General features: G+C 44.7%; 20 protein-coding genes and 1 pseudogene. 8 read left to right on the top strand and 13 right to left on the bottom strand.

Features of this window, described 5'->3' with window-relative positions; all coding sequences use genetic code 11:
- Positions 1-3 precede the first annotated feature (3 nt).
- From kdsB to E5Y90_RS05225, 10 genes are all read right to left on the bottom strand, one after another.
- A complete protein-coding gene (gene kdsB / locus E5Y90_RS05270) occupies positions 4-765 on the bottom strand; it encodes a 3-deoxy-manno-octulosonate cytidylyltransferase (protein ID WP_174659607.1) in 762 nt (253 codons plus the stop codon).
- Between the two features lie 12 nt (positions 766-777).
- Positions 778-1782 carry a tetraacyldisaccharide 4'-kinase gene (gene lpxK / locus E5Y90_RS05265; protein ID WP_151205059.1) on the bottom strand — a complete coding sequence of 335 codons (1005 nt, stop codon included), beginning with the start codon at positions 1780-1782 and terminating at the stop codon, positions 778-780.
- A 3-nt stretch (positions 1783-1785) separates the two neighbouring features.
- Positions 1786-3513, bottom strand: a complete 1728-nt coding sequence (gene msbA, locus E5Y90_RS05260) for a lipid A export permease/ATP-binding protein MsbA (protein WP_174659606.1) — start codon at positions 3511-3513, stop codon at positions 1786-1788.
- The gene (locus tag E5Y90_RS05255) at positions 3513-3935 is read right to left on the bottom strand and encodes an ExbD/TolR family protein (RefSeq protein ID WP_151205061.1); all 423 of its coding nucleotides are present in this window, start codon (positions 3933-3935) and stop codon (positions 3513-3515) included. The genes msbA and E5Y90_RS05255 overlap by 1 nt, the downstream gene beginning before the upstream one ends.
- Before the next feature lie 9 nt (positions 3936-3944).
- Positions 3945-4583 (bottom strand): MotA/TolQ/ExbB proton channel family protein, encoded by a 639-nt coding sequence (locus E5Y90_RS05250; RefSeq protein ID WP_174659605.1) that lies wholly within the window; start codon positions 4581-4583, stop codon positions 3945-3947.
- A gap of 37 nt (positions 4584-4620) precedes the next feature.
- Positions 4621-5508 (bottom strand): ParB/RepB/Spo0J family partition protein, encoded by an 888-nt coding sequence (locus E5Y90_RS05245; protein WP_174659604.1) that lies wholly within the window; start codon positions 5506-5508, stop codon positions 4621-4623.
- Positions 5505-6287 (bottom strand): ParA family protein, encoded by a 783-nt coding sequence (locus E5Y90_RS05240; RefSeq protein ID WP_151204526.1) that lies wholly within the window; start codon positions 6285-6287, stop codon positions 5505-5507. Before E5Y90_RS05240 ends, E5Y90_RS05245 begins: the two co-directional genes overlap by 4 nt.
- A gap of 24 nt (positions 6288-6311) precedes the next feature.
- Positions 6312-6944, bottom strand: a complete 633-nt coding sequence (rsmG, locus tag E5Y90_RS05235; RefSeq protein WP_151206801.1) for a 16S rRNA (guanine(527)-N(7))-methyltransferase RsmG — start codon at positions 6942-6944, stop codon at positions 6312-6314.
- Between the two features lie 85 nt (positions 6945-7029).
- Positions 7030-7719 carry an N-acetylmuramate alpha-1-phosphate uridylyltransferase MurU gene (gene murU / locus E5Y90_RS05230; RefSeq protein WP_174659603.1) on the bottom strand — a complete coding sequence of 230 codons (690 nt, stop codon included), beginning with the start codon at positions 7717-7719 and terminating at the stop codon, positions 7030-7032.
- The gene (locus tag E5Y90_RS05225) at positions 7720-8733 is read right to left on the bottom strand and encodes an aminoglycoside phosphotransferase family protein (RefSeq protein ID WP_151206799.1); all 1014 of its coding nucleotides are present in this window, start codon (positions 8731-8733) and stop codon (positions 7720-7722) included.
- 121 nt (positions 8734-8854) lie between these two features.
- Between E5Y90_RS05225 and E5Y90_RS05220 the strand changes: the two genes are divergently transcribed.
- The 4 genes and pseudogenes from E5Y90_RS05220 (at position 8855) to E5Y90_RS05210 (ending at position 13494) form a co-directional block, all read left to right on the top strand.
- Positions 8855-11305, top strand: coding sequence for an LPS-assembly protein LptD (locus tag E5Y90_RS05220; protein ID WP_174659602.1), 2451 nt, complete (start codon positions 8855-8857; stop codon positions 11303-11305).
- Positions 11305-12618: a peptidylprolyl isomerase gene (locus E5Y90_RS05215; RefSeq protein WP_174659601.1), complete on the top strand. Its 1314-nt coding sequence runs from the start codon at positions 11305-11307 to the stop codon at positions 12616-12618. Before E5Y90_RS05220 ends, E5Y90_RS05215 begins: the two co-directional genes overlap by 1 nt.
- Before the next feature lie 282 nt (positions 12619-12900).
- Positions 12901-13051, top strand: a pseudogene (locus tag E5Y90_RS17635) (IS982 family transposase); the annotation flags it as partial.
- Between the two features lie 236 nt (positions 13052-13287).
- Complete coding sequence (locus tag E5Y90_RS05210; RefSeq protein WP_151204532.1) at positions 13288-13494, top strand: KTSC domain-containing protein; 207 nt, start codon at positions 13288-13290, stop codon at positions 13492-13494.
- A gap of 294 nt (positions 13495-13788) precedes the next feature.
- Here the strand turns inward: E5Y90_RS05210 and E5Y90_RS05205 are convergent, their stop codons facing one another.
- Positions 13789-14007 carry a DUF1653 domain-containing protein gene (locus E5Y90_RS05205; protein ID WP_151204533.1) on the bottom strand — a complete coding sequence of 73 codons (219 nt, stop codon included), beginning with the start codon at positions 14005-14007 and terminating at the stop codon, positions 13789-13791.
- A 232-nt stretch (positions 14008-14239) separates the two neighbouring features.
- Between E5Y90_RS05205 and ahpF the strand changes: the two genes are divergently transcribed.
- From ahpF to E5Y90_RS05190, 3 genes are all read left to right on the top strand, one after another.
- Positions 14240-15805 (top strand): alkyl hydroperoxide reductase subunit F, encoded by a 1566-nt coding sequence (ahpF, locus tag E5Y90_RS05200; RefSeq protein ID WP_174659600.1) that lies wholly within the window; start codon positions 14240-14242, stop codon positions 15803-15805.
- A 285-nt stretch (positions 15806-16090) separates the two neighbouring features.
- A complete protein-coding gene (locus E5Y90_RS05195) occupies positions 16091-16336 on the top strand; it encodes a hypothetical protein (protein ID WP_151204535.1) in 246 nt (81 codons plus the stop codon).
- Positions 16337-16490: 154 nt separating this feature from the next.
- Positions 16491-16676 (top strand): hypothetical protein, encoded by a 186-nt coding sequence (locus tag E5Y90_RS05190; protein WP_174659599.1) that lies wholly within the window; start codon positions 16491-16493, stop codon positions 16674-16676.
- On the opposite strand, the gene E5Y90_RS05185 is transcribed toward E5Y90_RS05190, so the two are convergent.
- Both E5Y90_RS05185 and E5Y90_RS05180 read right to left on the bottom strand, forming a co-directional pair.
- On the bottom strand, positions 16673-17311 hold the full coding sequence (locus tag E5Y90_RS05185) for a LysE family transporter (RefSeq protein ID WP_174659598.1): 639 nt from the start codon (positions 17309-17311) through the stop codon (positions 16673-16675). The two genes, E5Y90_RS05190 and E5Y90_RS05185, sit on opposite strands and share 4 nt — an antisense overlap.
- 112 nt (positions 17312-17423) lie before the next feature.
- Positions 17424-17993 (bottom strand): FxsA family protein, encoded by a 570-nt coding sequence (locus tag E5Y90_RS05180; RefSeq protein WP_151204538.1) that lies wholly within the window; start codon positions 17991-17993, stop codon positions 17424-17426.
- Between the two features lie 125 nt (positions 17994-18118).
- Between E5Y90_RS05180 and ruvC the strand changes: the two genes are divergently transcribed.
- Entirely contained in the window at positions 18119-18664 is a 546-nt protein-coding gene (gene ruvC / locus E5Y90_RS05175; protein WP_151204539.1) for a crossover junction endodeoxyribonuclease RuvC, read from the top strand.
- The last annotated feature ends 109 nt before the right edge of the window (positions 18665-18773 follow it).

Below are 18773 nucleotides of genomic sequence, written 5' to 3'. Positions count from 1 at the left end.
TTCTTAGGCAAAATGGGAAAGATCCATCTGATTCAATCGATCCAGATCTTCCTGGGTATCCACCCCTGGCGGCAAGCTGGCTTGGGCCACCGCAATGGCAATACGGTGTCCATTTTCCAGTACCCGTAATTGTTCTAGAGATTCCAGTTTCTCTAACACACCCATTTCCCAGGTCACATATTCTTGCAACAGTTTGACCCGATAGGCATATAGGCCTAAATGACGATAAGCCTGATCATGCAGCTTTGGTTCAGCCAGCTTGGCTCCCTCACGGTCATAAGGAATGGTGGCACGGCTAAAATACAGTGCTTGATTGTGTTTTGACATCACCACTTTAACAATGCTGTCACGCTTAAATTCTGCTAGCTGATAAATAGGCTCACATAGCGTCGACATCGAGCAGGTTGGCTGATCTTCCAACAACTGCGCCACCTGCTTCACCAGTTGTGCCGGCAGTAAAGGTTCATCGCCCTGCACGTTTACAATGATGTCATCACTCGCCCAACCCTTGATTCGAGCCACTTCGCTTAAACGGTCCGTACCGGAAGGATGATCAGCTGAAGTCAGCACCACATCCACACCTTCGGCTTGGCAGACTTCTGCAATACGTTGATCATCGGTCGCCACACACAGATCGTCAAAACCTTGCACTTTTTTAGCCTGATCGACCACACGCAGAATCATGGGACGTCCATGAATATTCAGCAAAGGTTTACCAGGTAAACGTGAACTCGAAAATCGTGCAGGAATGACTATATGTTTCATCGAAAATAAACCTTAGGAAATGGAAATACCCTGTTGGAGCAATTGCTGTTGTAATACCGAATAACAGGCATCAGACAAGACCGCATTTACCGGCACCACCCAGATTTCACGCTGATAATCTGGGTATTTCTGGAGCAATGTCATCATTTTGACCGCATCTTTTTCAGTGGTAATGATGGGATGATTATCTTCAAATTGCAGATCTTCAATTGCATAATCATGATGATCTGGAAATTCATGGCACTGGAACTGCTGCAAACCAAGGCTTTTTAGCGTCTGATAAAAACGTTGTGGAAAACCAATACCGACCACGGCATAAAAATTAGTTTCAGGATCAAAGCTTTTACTACTGTCCTGATTCAATAGATAAGGCTGTGAGGCGGCCAGATGCATATGTAAAGAAGAGGTCGGATTGGCGGCATGTTCAATGATGGTACCCGTCTCCAGCCGCGTCACCGGTTCACGCAGATAACCTTCTGGCAAGAGCTTCTGGTTGCCCAGACCGCGATTATTGTCCAGCACAATCCACTCAATCTGACGATTTAAAGCCCAGTGCTGTAAACCATCATCGCAGATCACCAGATCCAGCGCATGCTTTTCCAGTAAAAGCTCAATACTTTTCTGCCGATTAGGCCCTACGGCCATCGGCACACCGGTCGCCTGAACAATCAAGGCAGGTTCATCTCCCACCACCTCTGGTGCAGTATTTAAATCGACATAAGCAGGAAAAGCACCTTTCCCGCCATAGCCCCGGCTAATCACCCCGACCCGCACACCTTTTTGCGTTAAATACTCTACCAAGTGAATCAGTAAAGGAGTTTTACCACTCCCTCCTACTGTAATATTGCCAATCACCATAACCGGGACAGGAGCCGTATAACTGGTCTTGATTCCTTTGCGGTAAAGCCACTGATTGCTCACAAAACCCAGACGATAGAGCCATGACAACGGACGCAGCACCACCAGCCACTTTGCCTGTGCATTCCAAGCATCCTGAATGATCTGTGCCAAAGCCATGACTTAAGACTCCTCGAAGTTACGTTGATGCAGCTGATAATACGCTCCTTGACACGCGATCAGTTCGGCATGGCTGCCCTGCTCGACAATACGTCCCTGATCCATCACCACAATCCGGTCTGCATTTTCAATCGTGGAGAGGCGGTGAGCAATCACAATAGTCGTACGACCTTGCATGGCCTGATCAAAAGCACGCTGAATATAATATTCAGATTCATTATCCAGCGCACTCGTGGCTTCATCCAGAATCAGAATCGGTGCATCTTTCAAGATTGCCCGGGCAATCGCAATACGTTGACGCTGTCCGCCAGACAAGTTCAAGCCTTGAGCACCCAGAGGGGTATCATAGCCCTGTGGTAAAGCCATAATAAAATCATGCGCATAAGCCGCTTTAGCCGCTGCAATCACTTCTGCATCCGTGGCATTTTCCAGCTGACCATAGGCAATATTTTCACGTACAGTACGGTTAAACAGCACGACTTGCTGGTTCACCATCGCAATCTGGGTGCGTAAAGCGGTGAGCTCAAAATCAGTAATCGGTTTTTGATCCAGTAAAATCTGCCCCGAGCTCACTTCCTGATAACGGACCAACAGATTGACCAGCGAGGTTTTACCGGCACCAGAACGCCCGACCAGCGCTACGGTTTCACCTGCTTTAACTTTCAGACTGAAATCATGAATTGCATGATGGCCATCTGCATAGATCAGATTGACCTTTTCAAACTGGATCTCGCCTTTTAATGAATCGGTCAGCGTTCCGCTATTCTGCTCTTCCGGCATATCTAGAAGGTCAAAGACTGAATGTGCTGCTGCCATACCGCGCTGAATTTTCTCATTTACATCGGTCAAGGCTTTGATTGGTCTAGCCAGCATGCCGGCAGCGGTAATATAAGCCACAAATTCACCCGCAGAAGTGTCGCGTAGGATCTCTGGGCGCAAGGCAATAAACATCACAATGCTGAGGGAAATAGACATGATCAGCTGTACAACCGGACTGTTCAGCTGCTGTACCGCAACCATTTTCAAACCACGGCGCAGGTTTTCCATCGAGTTATAGCGAAAACGCTCCTGCTCATAACTCTGACCACCAAAACCTTTTACAACCAGATTGGCATTGACCGTTTCCTGCACCACATGGTTGACATCGCCCATCGTGTCCTGCACCTGCTGAGAAAGCCGGCGCATGCGTTTGGCCGCCTGACGAATAATCAAGCCGATGACTGGTCCAAAAACCAGAATACATAAGGTCAAACGCCAGTTGCTATATAGGAGATAGCCCAACAAAGCAATGGTGATCAAACCTTGCTGTATGATGGTTCTGAGTGCTTCTGTTGAGGCTCCTGTGAGCTGCTCGACGTTATACATGATTTTAGCCGTAATATGGCCGCTGGTATTGTCGAGAAAATATTGTGCGGGTAAACGCAATAATTTCGCAAACACTTCCTGCCGGATATTAAACACCAGATTACGGGAAATGACCGCCGTATAATAGCCACCCAGAAACAGCCCCAGACCACGGAAGAACATCAATATAACGACCAGGAAAGGGAAAAGTGAAGTAAAGCCCTGATCTCGATTTTCAATTGCCTCAATAATATGTTCCAGTAATTTGGCGACAGAAACCTCTGTTGCCGCATTAATGGTAAAACCCAGAAGAACAAGCAGTGCTATTCCCCAGAAGGGCTTTAAATAACTTAGCAGGCGAAGATAGACCTTGAAATCGTGCTTCACTAATAACCTCGAGTTGGTACTTTCGTACTGATATTGACATTCACAAAGCCAAGCTGCCCTGCTACATCCATGACACGAATAACATCCTGATGACTTGCTTTTGCATCCGCTGCAATCACAAACATTAAATCACGGCGCTCATTCGAAATCTGTTTAATTGCGGTATTAAGATCAGCCGCTTCTTTACTCGCTATAGACTGACCGTTGACCGCATAGTGACCATTGGCATCTACAATCACTTCAATTTTCTGATCAAAATTTTTCGGTGGCACCCCCTGTGCATCAGGCAATGTCAGGTTCATCCGGCTCATCTGGTTAAACGTGGTAGACAGCAATAAAAACACCAGAATAAACAGCAGACAGTCAATCATCGGCGTGAGATTGATATGCACATCCTCGACCTGATTGCGTTTAAATTTCATCGCCTGCTCCTAACCTGCTTTCTTGATGTGTTCTTTGACATCCGAAGCATGGCGGTAGAACAAGCTAGCATGAAACAAGGTCGCCTGCTGTTCAAGTTCTGCGACATATTCCTGTACCAGACGCTGAAAATAACGATGTGCAAACACCGCAGGAACTGCAATCAACATCCCAGCTGCTGTGGTGATCAGGGCTTTAGAAATTCCCGGCATCATCAGCACCGGATCACTGTTTGTGCCAATATCAATCATCAGAAAGGATTCAATAATTCCGATCACGGTTCCGAGCAAACCCAGCAACGGAGCTACTGCGCTTAAAGTCCCCAGAAAATTGATATTTTTTTCTAAATAGGTGATTTCCTGAGATGCCATCGCTTCCATCTGCGCGCGGGCATACTGCTCGGACTCATCACGTGCCTCTGCACCGACACTAAAGATCCGCCCCAATGCGCTGCTTTTTAAGGTCGCACTCTGCTGCAGCTTTTCGATGGCCTCATCTGCCCCCTGTGTCGGACCTATCAGAAGTGAGCTTGGCAGTACCAGACTCTTTTTTAAGCGAATGAGCCGCTCGACCGAAATTGCGACCATAAAAATCGAACACAATACCAGCGGCAGCATAAGCCAACCGCCTGCTTTGACCAATTCCCACATCTGATTTATTCCCCAATAAAAACAAATTATAAATTATTTATTCATCACCCAAAATTGCAAGAATACCATCCAGCTCTTCCAGAGAGTGATAGCTGATCACCAATTTTCCTTTACCTTGGCGGTTATAGTCAATTTTAACGTCTGCACTGAAACGTTCAGATAAACGCTGGCTTAATTGCTGAATATCCGGTGCGATTGCCGCTTTCTGCTTTTCTGTTTTAGGCATATTGAAATCACGCACCAGCTGTTCAGTCTGACGTACCGACAAACTCTTTTCAATCACCATATCGGCAACTTTCAGCTGATCTTTGGCTTTTAAGGTCAGGATGGCACGCGCATGCCCCATATCCAGCAAGCCCTGCTGCATAAAGTCCTTGACTTCTTCTGCCAAGGTCAACAGGCGCAGCAGGTTACTGACGGTGGTACGTGCTTTACCGACCGTATCGGCAATTTCCTGATGACTCAGACCAAACTCATCATGGAAGCGCTGCAAGGCCATTGCCTGATCAATCGGATTCAGATCCTGACGCTGGATATTTTCAATCAGGGCCAGTGCAATCGCCACCTGATCATTCAGATTACGGACAATTGCCGGAATCTCTGTCAGGCCCGCCAGTTGCGCCGCACGCCAGCGACGTTCGCCCGCAATAATTTCATATGGATAACGTTCATCATCGACCGGACGAATTACGATAGGCTGCATGATGCCATGCTTTTCAATCGAGGCTGCCAGTTCCTGCAAATCCTGTTCTTTAATATGACGGCGAGGCTGGTATTCACCACGTTTGAGCAAATTTACATCAATCTGTTTCAACTGGCCATGATCGAGGCCTTGAGCTTCAAGTTGTAATTTTTCTTTTTGAATTGATCCTAGCAAGGCATCCAAACCACGACCTTTGGCGAGTCCACGTTTCTTGACGGTCATGCTTTACTTCCTTTTTTCACTCTGCTTTTCTTTAATACTTCAGCCGCCAGATTTAAATAAGCGACTGCACCCTTTGAGCTTTTCTCAAAATAAATTACCGGCAAACCGTGTGCCGGAGCTTCTGCCAGACGGACATTACGCGGGATCACGGTGTCATACAGCTTTTGCCCAAAATATTGTTCGAGTTCTTCAGAAACATCACGAGTCAGGGCATTACGTGCATCATACATGGTACGTAACACACCCACGATTTGGAGTTCCGGATTCAGCGCCTGCTGGATCCGATCAATGGTCTGGGTCAGATCTGCCAACCCCTCCAGCGCATAGTACTCACACTGCATTGGAATAATCACGCCATCGACTGCAGCCAGAGCATTGACAGTAATCAGACTCAAACTTGGAGCACAGTCCACAATAATATAGTCGAATGCAGATTCGACTTCCTGCAATGCTTCGCGCAAAATGAACTCGCGCCCTTTTTGCTCCGCAATCGCCAGCTCTACCCCGGCCAGGTCACGGTTGGCACCTAAAACCTTATAACCGACTTCCGCCTTGGTAATAGCGGTTTCAATCGGCACTTCACCCAGCAATACGTCCGTAATCGAATACAGCAGGTCATTCTTTTGAATGCCTGAGCCCATGGTCGCGTTTCCCTGTGAATCCATATCCACCAGTAAAACACGTTTTTTTAACACAGCTAAGGATGCCGCCAAATTTACTGCGGTTGTGGTTTTACCGACACCACCCTTTTGGTTTGCAATCGCAATAATTTGTGCCATGTTGACCCCAATCCTTTGAAAATATCAAATATGTTTTAATAAAAGTAAATGACGCTGTTCGTCTAAACGCGGAACTTTCAGCTCAATAACCTGACAGCTAAACTCATCTTTTAATGCATCCACTTCATCGGCAGGAATCAAGCCTTTCATAGAGGCAATAATACTTTGCTCATGCATATACGGCCGAGAGGCATTGACAAAGTCAGTCAATGAGGCAAATGCACGACTGGTAATCACATCAAACTGGCCCAGCTCATTGATACTGTCTTCATTTTCTACACGGGTTTGTACCGCGATGACATTTTTTAATTTTAAATCAGCAATAAACTGCTTCAGGAAACGGATTTTCTTACCGTTTGAATCGAGTAGCACACATTCACGCTCCGGCTGACAAAGCGCAATAATCATACCCGGCATACCGCCACCTGTGCCAATATCCAGCAGACGACCTGCTGGCAGATCTTTCAAGATGCTCAGACTATCAAGCAGATGCTTGACCAGCATCTCCTTAGGATCACGAATCGCGGTCAAATTGTATGCTTTATTCCAAAGTACCAAAGCATCCTGGTACTTAAGTAATAAATTTAAAGCTTCATCAGACAGCACTAAACCTAAAGCCTGGCTACCCTGCTTTAGTTCTTGAAAAAACGTGTGCATAAACAATCAACGCTCGAAAAAGTTAGGTGGAAGTATACCGATTTCTCTATATTGGGACAGTAGGGAGTGCTTAGTGAATATTCACTTAAGTAGACTTCCCTTCACGGATCGCCAAATCCAGTGCAGTTAAACGTTCAGGTGTGCCCACATCCACCCAAAGACCGGATAGTTTAGAGGCAGCGACCTTGTTTTCCAGCATCGCCGCTTTTAATAAAGGTGCTAAAGGACGCTTTCCGGCCTCCAGTCCCTCAAACATTTTAGGATCAATCACCGATACACCGCTAAAGGTCAGGTTTTCACCTGTGACTGACTGCTCAAAGGTATATGCCTTTCCTTCAGCCAGCGTAAAGTCACCTTGCGGATGCTGCTCCGGATTTTGCACCAGAACCAGATGAGCCAGATTTTCAGCCAGCTCAATCTTTAATAGCGGCGCAAAATCCATCGTGGTCCAGACATCACCATTGACCAGAATAAATGGCTCATCTCCTAATAATGGTAAGGCATTGATAATACCCCCCGCCGTTTCCAAGCCTTCAGCCTCACGTGTCCAGCGAATATTGACACCAAACTGCGAACCATCACCCAGTGCACCAATCAGCACATCGGCCAGCCAGGCAGAGTTGATGACAATTTCAGTCACTCCAATCTGTTTAAGCTTTTCAATATGCCAAACAATTAAAGGCTTACCACCCACTTCAAGCAATGGCTTTGGTTTATAGAGAGTTAATGGACGCATGCGATTACCAAGGCCCGCAGCTAAAATCATGGCTTTCATTTAAGCAGCCACCTCGTATAAACCATATTTTGCTTCAAAGGCTGGCATGACTTTTTCATGCATGAATTGCATGAATGGCTGTAATTCTGCATACGGTTTGGTCTCTTGCAGCAGATACCACATCACCCGTGGCAGGTCTTTGAGATAAGCTGATTTACCATCGCGTTCAAACAAACGTACAAAAATACCCAAAATCTTGATATGACGCTGAATCGCCATCATATCGGCATCCTTTTTAAACTGCTCAAAATCACGTTCTTGCTTGGATGCTGCCGGTAACAGGTCGTAGAATATTTTAAACCACTGATAGACGCGGTCTGCATTCCACTGTACATAAGCATCACGAGTGATTGAAATCAGGTCATAGGTATCTGCACCGATCACCGCATCCTGAAAATCAATCACGCCCAGCTCAGTCTCATTCTCAATTTTCATCAGGTTACGGCTATGAAAATCACGATGTACAATCACTTGTGGCTGTGCCAGAGCCGCATTGGCCAGAATTGCAAAAGTACGTTTAATCAGAGCAGTATCAGCTTCTGTCGGCTGAATTTCTAGAGCTGGCAACATCCAGTCCGTCAGCAACTCCATTTCTGAAATCAGCTTTTCATAAGAATAGACAGGAAGCTGACCTTCTCCCGGGATTGATTGTAACTGGATTAACTGCTTAAAACTCTGCTCATAATAGGCATCCACCGTTTCATCATTCAGCAGATTGGACAGCAATACATCACCAAAATCTTCTAGCAGCAAAAAGCCTTGTTTCAAGTCTTTGGACACGATATGCGGAACGCGAACGCCATGTGCATCAAAAAACTCATCAATCGTCACAAAAGGCACACAATCTTCTTTTTCTGGAGGTGCATCCATGAGCATAAATGTTTTATTATTCAGTTTGATTCGTGCATAACGACGGAAGCTAGCATCGCCTGCTAAAAAATGAGTTTCAAACTGATCTGAACCAAGTACAGAGGCAATCCAGGATTGTATTGATTGTTCGCGTGGTGTGTTCATTTGCAATATATTCTAATACAGGCTGAGTTTTTAAAGTGCTAAGTGTAGCTACTTATCAACTTTTTCTCTATGATGCGACAATAATTAATTGCGATAAAAGCATGATTGGTTAATGAGACAAATGAAGCATCACTTTAAAATCAACCCTCTAGCGACTGCGATCTTAACCCTTTTATGTGGCAGCTCAGCATCAAGCTATGCTGCATCAACTGTCTCATCCGATGTAAATGCAGAACAACTCAAACAGCACATTAATGAGACCTATCCAGGTGAAGCATTTTTCTCCCAGTATTATATCGACAAGTCTGCTCCAGAAGCCCAGCAGCGCCAAGGCAAAGCGTTAAGTTCAGCTTATTGTGAGGGTGCCTGGATTACCCCGATTTCACCGGATACACCGGCGATTGATCCAGAACAGGCGACTTCGACTATTACGGCAGATTATGGACATTATAATCCGACAGGTGATTCTTATCTGGAAGGTAATGTACTTATAGACCAGCAAGGCCGCCAGATTCGTGCAGAAAGAGTCACCATTGATCAGACTCAAACCTATGCCCAGGCAGAAGGACATGTGCAGCTTGCACAGGGCGGCCTGATCTCGCAAAGTGATGATATCAATTATAATTTAAAAACCCAGCAAGGCGACCTGAACAACAGTTTTTATATTTCAGAACAGCAACATGCCCATGGCCGTGCAGAAAAGATTGCCAAAACCTCAGACAATACCCTCGAGCTGGAAAATGCCACTTATTCCACCTGTCCACCTGAGCAAAAACCGACCTGGAAAATTCAGGCAGACGAAATCAAGCTAAACCAGGAAACCGGGCGCGGGGAAACTCGCAATACCAAACTATACGTTAAAGACGTTCCCGTTTTGGCGGTGCCTTATTTCAACTTCCCGATTGATGACCGCCGCACGACAGGTATTCTCACCCCAACCTTTGGCTTTACCAATGATGGCGGCCTGGAACTTGGTGTACCCGTCTATTTAAATCTGGCGCCACAATATGATGCGACTGTGACGCCGCGGTATATCGGTGACCGTGGTGCGATGCTGGATGCGGAGTTCCGCTACTTAACTGAAAACTTTGGTGCAGGCCAGATCTGGGGAGGCTATCTGCCGTCCGACGAAAGCTATGACAATGAAGACCGGAAAAACCTGCATTTCCTGCATAACTGGCAAATCAATGATCAGTTTTCTACCCATTTAGAGTATAACTATGCGTCGGACAAAGATTTTTTCTCTGATCTGGACAACAACCCCGATTCAAAAACTGACCTAAACCTGCGCCGTGCATGGGAACTGAACTATCAAAATGGTATTCCTGGACTGAAAGCGCTCTTCAAAGTTGAAGATTTCCAGACGCTTGATTCGAGTGTGTCCGATGAAGACCGCCCTTATGCCCGTTTGCCACAGCTTTTGGTGAATTATAAACGGGGCAATCCGCTTGGTTTCGAGGCTGAGTTTAATAACGATACCGCCTATTTCCAGAAAGATCTGAGAAATATTAAAGAGGCCAATCCAAATGGTACTGTTTATCAACCAAGTGGAACGCGAATCTATAATGACTTTTCGGTACGTTATAATCATCGTACGCCGTGGTCATTTATCATTCCAGAAGTATCTGTCCGTAACATCAATACTTTTTATGATGAAGAAACTCAGAACCGCAGCTCATCCAGTGAGAACCATTCGGTGGTGGTACCAGAATTTACGCTGGATACGGGCCTGACCTTCGAAAAAGAAGGGCGTTATTTACAAACCTTAAGCCCTCGCCTGTTCTATGCTTATTCACCCTATGAAAATCAGCAAAACCAGCCGAATTTTGACTCAGTGGTGGCATCAATTAATTATGATCAACTATTCAGTCCACGCCGTTTTTATGGCCATGACCGTTTAGAAGACAATAACTTCGCATCTTTAGGGCTGAGCTACAGCCTATTTAATGAAGACGGTCTAGAGCGTTTACGTGCCAGTATCGGCCAAAGTTTCTTTTTTGAAGACCGCCGTGTAACCCTGGAACAAGACACGGATAAGTTTGACCGTGAAAGCCATACTGGCCCTGTGATTCAGCTAACCAGCCAACTTTCCAGCAATCTCCATGTCAATCTTAACTCCAGCTGGATGTCCAATGGCGATAATGCCCAGCGCGATTTGCAGGTTTATTATACGGGTGACCAGGGCAACCTGTATAACTTAGGCTATTTCTATCGCAAAGATATTCCAGAGCGCCAGGATCGTTATGATCAGGTGGTGGGCTCATTTATCCAGCCCATTGCCAACAACTGGCGTCTGGTTGGACATGCCCAGTTTGATCTGGACAATAGCGTGGCACGTGAATATTTACTTGGCGTAAACTATGAGTCATGCTGTTGGGGCATGTCGGTATATGGACGTTCATATTATAATGACCTGGACGATGTGAATGATTCAGGCGTCAAAGCCAAACGCGCAATTATGGCTGAAGTGACCTTGAAAGGCCTCGGTGGGTTAAGCAACAAACTCACTTCATTACTAGAAAATCGCATTCTAGGTTTTAACAATATCAATCAAACTTGGACAGAACGTTAATGAAGACAAAACAGTTAAAACATTTTTTTAAAGCGACCGCATTGGCACTGTGCCTTTCTTCAGCAATGACCACGTTTGCTATTGCTCAACCTAAAGATGAAGTCGTAGCTGTTGTCGACAATAGCGTTATTCTGCGTAGTGATCTGGCCCAAAGCGTAGCTGAAGTTACTCACCAGCTGAAAAAGCAGAACAAGCAGGTGCCACCCCAGCCCTATTTAGAGCAGCAGGCGTTGGAACAACTGATTTTACGTCAGGCACAACTGGAACAAGTGAAACGCTATAACATCCGTCCAGACGAAAAAGCGTTAAACGAAGCTGTATTGAAAGTTGCCCATGACTCTGGGTCATCGAGCCTCGAAGCCTTTCAGCAAAAACTGGATGCTATGGCACCAAATACCTATGCGTCTTTGCGTAACCGCATTGCGGAAGACTTGGCACTTAACCGCCTGCGCCAGCAAATTGTGACATCACGTATCCAGATTAGTGATCAGGACGTGAAAAACTTCCTGAATACACCACAAGGTCAAGCTTTGCTCGGCAGTCAGGTGCATGTCTTGCATTTACGTATTACAGGCGAACATGCTGCACAAGTGGTCAACCAGGTAAAAAATGAGCTGAGCAAGACCAACGATATTCAGGCTATCAGCAAAAAATATACCAGCGCTGATGTGCAGGTTGAAGCTGCTGATATGGGCATGCGCAACCTGGCAGAAGTGCCAGCCGAGCTTGCCGCACGTATTACGACGCTACAGCCTGGCCAGACCTCAGAACCGATTACGGCTGCTGACGGTGTACATATACTCAAGCTTCTGGAACGTAAAGGTGGTGAGAAAAAGGCGCTTGTTCCCCAGTACCTCACTCGGCATATTCTAATTCAGCCATCTGAAGTGGTAAGCCCTGAAAATGCCAAACAAATGATTGACAGCCTGTACAACCGCTTAAAACAGGGCGAAGACTTCACCGTGCTGGCTTCCACTTTCTCCAGTGATCCGGGTTCGGCCCGTGATGGCGGCAGCTTGGGCTGGGTAAGTCCGGGAGTGATGGTACCTGAGTTTGAAGAACGCATGAAAAATACACCTGTTGGCCAATTTAGCACACCATTCCAGTCTCAGTTTGGCTGGCATATTCTGCAAGTGACTGATACCCGTCAACAAGATATGACTCAGGAATATCAGGAGCGTATGGCACGCCAGATTTTGGGTGAGCGCCAATTTGATGCCGAACTGGACAGCTGGTTACGCGAAATCCGCAACAATGCTTATATTGAAGTTAAAGATCCGCAGCTTGACCCTAAACGCAACAATAAAGATTAAGGCGAAATTAACACGCCAGCTCTAAAACCTAATGCCGGTCAGTTTCAAAATTGACTGGCATTTTTTATTTCTTAAATTCTCGGGTGAAATGCAATAGAGCGTGATTTCTTAAAGCTCTAAGTTCATTTATAAATACTTCCACAGAATACTTAAAACCCACTCTTTCTTATTACTTCATTCAATTCCGATATAAAAAACAGTAAAGAAAAATCCTGTATTTACAACATATTTCTTTTAAAAAGATTTTATAAAATAAAAGCTTTTTATGAACCCTATTGCTGAATTATTTTGGACGATCTCTGCAAAAAAATTAATAAATCTTTAGAAAAAGTTTTAATTTCTGATTAAAAATTCAGCCTTAAGCTTGACTGAAATAATGACTATGGTCATCTCATTCTATCAATCTGGGTTTAGGTTCTTTAAATATTTTTATTGAAATGAATCAACTAATTATTGTGAGTGAGTCATATTTGGTGAGTTCAAAATTCTTGCTGAATATTTCACTAGAGCAGACTGAGACTATTTGTTAAGTATGAGCTAGCATTGCCATTAATCGCCATTACCTTCTAACAATCTTCTACCGATCCTTACAATTCAACTATACATCTTCAATGCCGGTTGGCATAAGTTCAAAACATAAGATAATAAATATTCAGTGGAGGAAAGCATATGCAAAACCTGCTAACCGTGATCTCATGGACGTATAGCCCTTCCAGCCGCCACCTGAAAATTATTTATAGTAATGGCGATATTGAACTGTACCATCCAGTTCCAGAATTTGTGTATAACAATCTGTTAAGACGTCAAGATAAAACGGCCTTTATACAAAAATATCTTGAATATAATCTACACTTTAACCGGATCGGTATTTATTAAAAGTCCACCAGACTAGCTGAACTATAAATTACTACGGAGTAACCTGCACAGACAGGAATATCTTGAGCATAAAATATAAATCCTGCTGAATCAGAGGAAAAATCAACTGCTTCAGCATGAGAAATGGGCTGATCAACCACCCATAAACCAACATTTGGCTTGAGTCATCGAGCCAAATGGCATCAACAAGAATAATAAGCCTTTCGTTCAATATCCAGTAAAATACCATTAAACATGCTTTATGCTGCTTCTTGATACAACGTGTGGAACCTTCTCCCTGCCATCTCTGAATGCTTAAAGTGCTCGCACCAGCTTAAACCGCTCTACCTCACGATCATCCGGGCAAGTAATTGTTTCTGTAAACATCAATAGTGGCCGAACCCAAATCGAATAATCACCATATAAACACTGATAAACCACCAATTTTTCTTCAGTCTCACTATGGGTCGCGACATGCAGCACCTGGTAAAGTTGCCCCTTATAATGCTGATAAATTCCACGTTGTAAGTCCATCGATCTGCTCCTTAAAACTCACGCTATATTAGCTAAAAAATAGTAATTTGCCGGCTAAGTTTACTTGAAAAATTAATTATTCATGCCATATATACGTCTGAAATTCATCATGAATCCCTCTATTAATTAACAAATACGATTAAACTAACAAAAATAAACTGTTTTGCCTATTCATGCATTTCTATTATCATTTACTTATCAAATAAATTTTACTCCCTTGGAGATGTTAGCAATGTTGGATCAAAATACTTCCGCCCAACTCAAAACCTTACTTGAACGCCTTAAAGCACCTATTGAGCTGGTGGCCACTTTAGATCAATCAGATAAATCTGCCAAAATCAAAGAACTGGTAGAAGAAGTTGCTGCTCTGTCTGATCGGGTGACTGCCCGTTTTGATGGTCAGAACAAACGTGTACCCAGCTTTGGAATTGCCAAAGCCGGTGAACAGCCACGGGTGTTCTTTGCAGGTTTGCCAATGGGCCATGAGTTTACTTCCCTGATTCTGGCATTGTTACAAACCTCGGGTTATGCCCCGAAAGTCTCTGATGAGGTGCTGGCTAATATTAAAAGCCTGAATATCCAGTCTGACTTCGATGTCTTTGTCTCTTTAAGCTGCCATAACTGTCCGGATGTGGTGCAGGCACTCAACCTGATTGCCATCTATAACCCGGGTACCACTGCCACCATGATTGATGGAGCCTTCTTCCAGGATGAAGTGGAAGAGCGCAAAATTATGGCAGTGCCGATGGTCTTCCAGGACAACAATCATATCGGTCAGGGTCGTATGACGCTGGAAGAAATCATTGCCAAACTGGATAGCAATGCAGCAGCCAAAGATGCAGAAAAACTGAATGCCAAACAAGCCTTTGATGTACTGGTGATTGGTGGAGGACCTGCGGGGAATACTGCCGCAATTTATGCTGCCCGTAAAGGCATTCGTACCGGGATCGTGGCTGAACGCATGGGCGGTCAGGTCATGGATACCATGGACATTGAAAACTTTACCTCTGTCCAGAAAACCCAAGGTCCCAAGTTTGCAGCAGAAATGGAAGCCCATGTACGTGAATACGATGTGGACATCATGAACCTGCAGCGTGTCTCTGCGATTAAAGGTGCCGATGAAACCTCTAGTGGTCTGGTAGAAGTCACCCTTGAAAATGGTGCAAAACTTGCCTCAAAAACTGTGGTGCTATCCACAGGGGCACGCTGGAGAGAGATGAATGTTCCGGGAGAGCAGGAATACAAGACCCGTGGCGTGGCGTACTGTCCGCACTGTGATGGCCCCCTGTTTAAAGGCAAACGTGTTGCCGTGATTGGTGGCGGCAACTCGGGTGTGGAAGCAGCGATTGATCTGGCAGGTCTGGTTGAGCATGTCACCCTGATTGAGTTCGATACCAAACTGCGTGCTGACCAGGTTTTGCAGGACAAGCTGAACAGTCTGGCAAATACCAGCGTCATCAAGAATGCGCTGTCTACTGAAGTGCTGGGAGACGGCTCACAGGTTACCGGCCTGAAATACAAGGACCGTGCTACAGATGAAGAGCATGTCGTTGAACTGGCGGGCATCTTCGTACAGATTGGTTTGCTGCCAAATACCGACTTTCTGAAAGGCAGCAAAGTCGAGCTAAGTAACCGCGGTGAGATTGTGATCAATGAGCGCAATGAAACCAGCATGAAAGGTGTGTTTGCTGCGGGTGACTGTACTACAGTTCCCTACAAGCAGATTATCATTGCCACCGGTGAAGGTGCAAAAGCCTCGCTGTCTGCCTTCGATTACATGATACGCTCAGGACAATAATTTCAAATTGACTGAAGGAAGTCCGCTTAATGCGGACTTTTTATCATGTCATCTTTTAAAAATTACTTTTTAATTTAAAGTTTGATCAATTATTTTTTATTATTCCCCTTTTTTATTTCCCTTTAATTGCTCTACTTGGCCTGTAATTAATTTTTATCATCTATTATCTGTATGTTATTGTCGGCAATCTCGTATTGTCAGCTTTAAAAAGCTGTCCTATGATGAAGCCACAACCTCCTCTTTCATGATCAAAAATAAAAAGGATAATATCCCGGGAGAAGAACAGTGCAATATCAATATCATTGTGCGTGCTGCGAAAAAGTGGTCGACTCCACAGAAAAATCATGTCCACATTGCGGTTCACACCATATTCGCAGTCCTTTTGGTTTCTGGATTTTTTGTCTGGTTGCCTGCCTCGTTACAGCACTTGTCTTTAAAGCTGTACATGTTTACATCCAGTCTCAACAGGAAAAGCCTGCTCACTTGAGCATTCTGGATGTACTACAAGAAGAAAATAAACGTTTTCGCTAAACTGACTTAACATCCGATAACCTAGACCTGATGTTTATCAGGTCTTTTTATGCACTTAGATTAGCATTTAAAATCCTATCTCCCGCCCTCTCCTGTTTTTCTCTCCAGTTCAGGATTTGCTATACTGCTTTTTTGCAGATGAGTATTTTTACTTATGGTTCAGTTGATTAAAAAAGGTGGTTTACGCGAGCGTGCCAATCGCAGTCGCCGCTATCAAGATTCAGAAAATACAGTAACCGCCCTAAAGCCCAATCGCTATACAAATAGCCAGAAGCAGGAGGTTTTCTACTTCATGCCTGAAGAAAAAAAGATAATCCCACCTGCTCAAAAACCAGACTAATTCATCAAAACCAATGCATCGTACCAAAGCCAGAGAGCAAAGATCAGAAATAACCCACCCGAGGCAATATCAATATAACTGCTTGAGCGTTGATATAGGTTTTTAATCTTGGGCCGGGAAATCAGCAACATCAGCAAGCTAAAGGTAATGAAAGTTTGCAGCGGAATAATCACTGTCAGTTGAGCCTTAAGGTACTGTGAGGCCGTTGAACTTAATGCCAGTGAAAATACACTGCTAAAATAAATCAATGTCTTGGGGTTAGACAGGTTGGTGAATAAGCCCAATGTGAAATAGCTTTTTGGCTCATCCATTGCCTTGCTATCATCAGCTGTTTGATGCCGATTTTTAAAACTTTGCCAGCCTCCACTTAGCATGGCCCACCCCATTTTTGCCAGAAACAGCCCACCTACTACCATCAGTAGCTGCTGAATCCAGGGAAATTGGTGTATTAACACCGTGAAACCGGCCAGCGTTAATACCACCCATACCACAATGCCGAGTGAAATCCCGGCAATAATCTTTAAGGCATTGGTTCGTCTGGTGGAGGCTGCACTTTTCGCAATAAGGAGAACATCTGGACCTGGGCTTAGTTGAGCAACAAAATGAAGGAGACAAATGGTAAAAAGCAAAGACATTCAAATCTCATCTCTGTATAAAAACTGATTATAACTTTGCTTCAAAGAATGAGAAAGTTCCCATAAAAAAGCCGAATCATCGGATTCGGCCTGAAATACTCAGCAGTGTGTCCTAATCTTTTTTTGGACCGACATCTTTCATTCCAATTTTTTTGGCATCGGGAGTCACTTCGCGTGCTTCACCATCAATAATCGTTGAGTCACTACGTCCTTGCTGGTTTTGCATATCCTGCATTTGACGCATCAGCTCAGAAAACGGGTTTTGACCTTGAGGGCTGCCCATATCCCCCATCATACCGCCCATCATTTTTTCCATCATGGCCTGTTGACGCTTCATCATCACTTTCATCATGGCAACCTTAAAGGCTTGCTGAACAGGTGGGATCAGCATCAATAGCGCCAACACATCCGTAATCAGGCCTGGAATTAACAGGAAAAAACCTGCCAGAATTTTAGGCAAATTCGACGATAATGCAGGATCTGCACTCATTTGTCCCATTTGCATCTGCTGCATTTGTGGCATAACTCCCGCAGAATATTTGCGGATCATGTTCATGCCTATAAAAAACGCGGCAATAAACCAGAAAAATACGTACCACATGCTCCCGACGAGGTCACCCACGCCAATCCACACAAATACTTCGAGGATTAAGCCTGCAAGGATAATAAGAAATAATTTCATGAAAATTAATCTGATCTCAGTTCAATAAATATTAAGATGCCGTAATCAACTGCTTCATCAGGATCAAGCTTTTTTGATACGCTTATGTAACAATATGGGCATTATTTTAGTTTTAAAGTGCAGGCATGTCATTAATTATCGGGATTGATCCCGGCTCACGTTTAACTGGCTACGGAATTATTCAAAAAGAAGGCTCAAAACTGACTTTTGTCGATGCAGGCACCATCAGAACTGAAACAACAGAAATGCCTGAACGCTTAAAGCGGATTTTTGCGGGTGTAGAGCGTATTGTCAAATTTTATGGGCCAACTGAGGCGGCTGTAGAACAGGTCTTTATGGCGCAGAACCCCGACTCTGCCCTTAAACTGGGCCAAGCTCGTGGAGCAGCCGTTGCAGCACTGGTCAATCTGGACCTAAAAGTCGCTGAATATACAGCGCGGCAAATTAAACAGTCGGTAGTGGGCTATGGGGCGGCAGATAAAGAACAGGTACAGATGATGGTCATGCGGATTCTTAACTTGACCATTAAGCCCCAGCAAGATGCTGCCGATGCGCTGGCTGCTGCAATTTGTCATGCTCATGCTTCAGGCAGCATGAGTAAAATGGCAGTACTGAATGCACTCGGCGGGATGGCACGTGGACGTAGTCGGGTCAGCAGTCGTCGCCGTTAAACTTTAACTTAAAATCTAAAAAATCTTGAATATCCAAGCTATTTATATCTAAAACATGCCACTGAACTTCGGTTAAGTCTGCATCTAATGGTCCAGTCAGGCTTAGCTG

The organism is Acinetobacter sp. 10FS3-1 (assembly GCF_013343215.1).
Lineage (GTDB): Bacteria > Pseudomonadota > Gammaproteobacteria > Pseudomonadales > Moraxellaceae > Acinetobacter > Acinetobacter lwoffii_C.
Note: the sequence above shows the minus strand (reverse complement) of the source record. Positions and strands in the feature narration are given on the sequence as shown.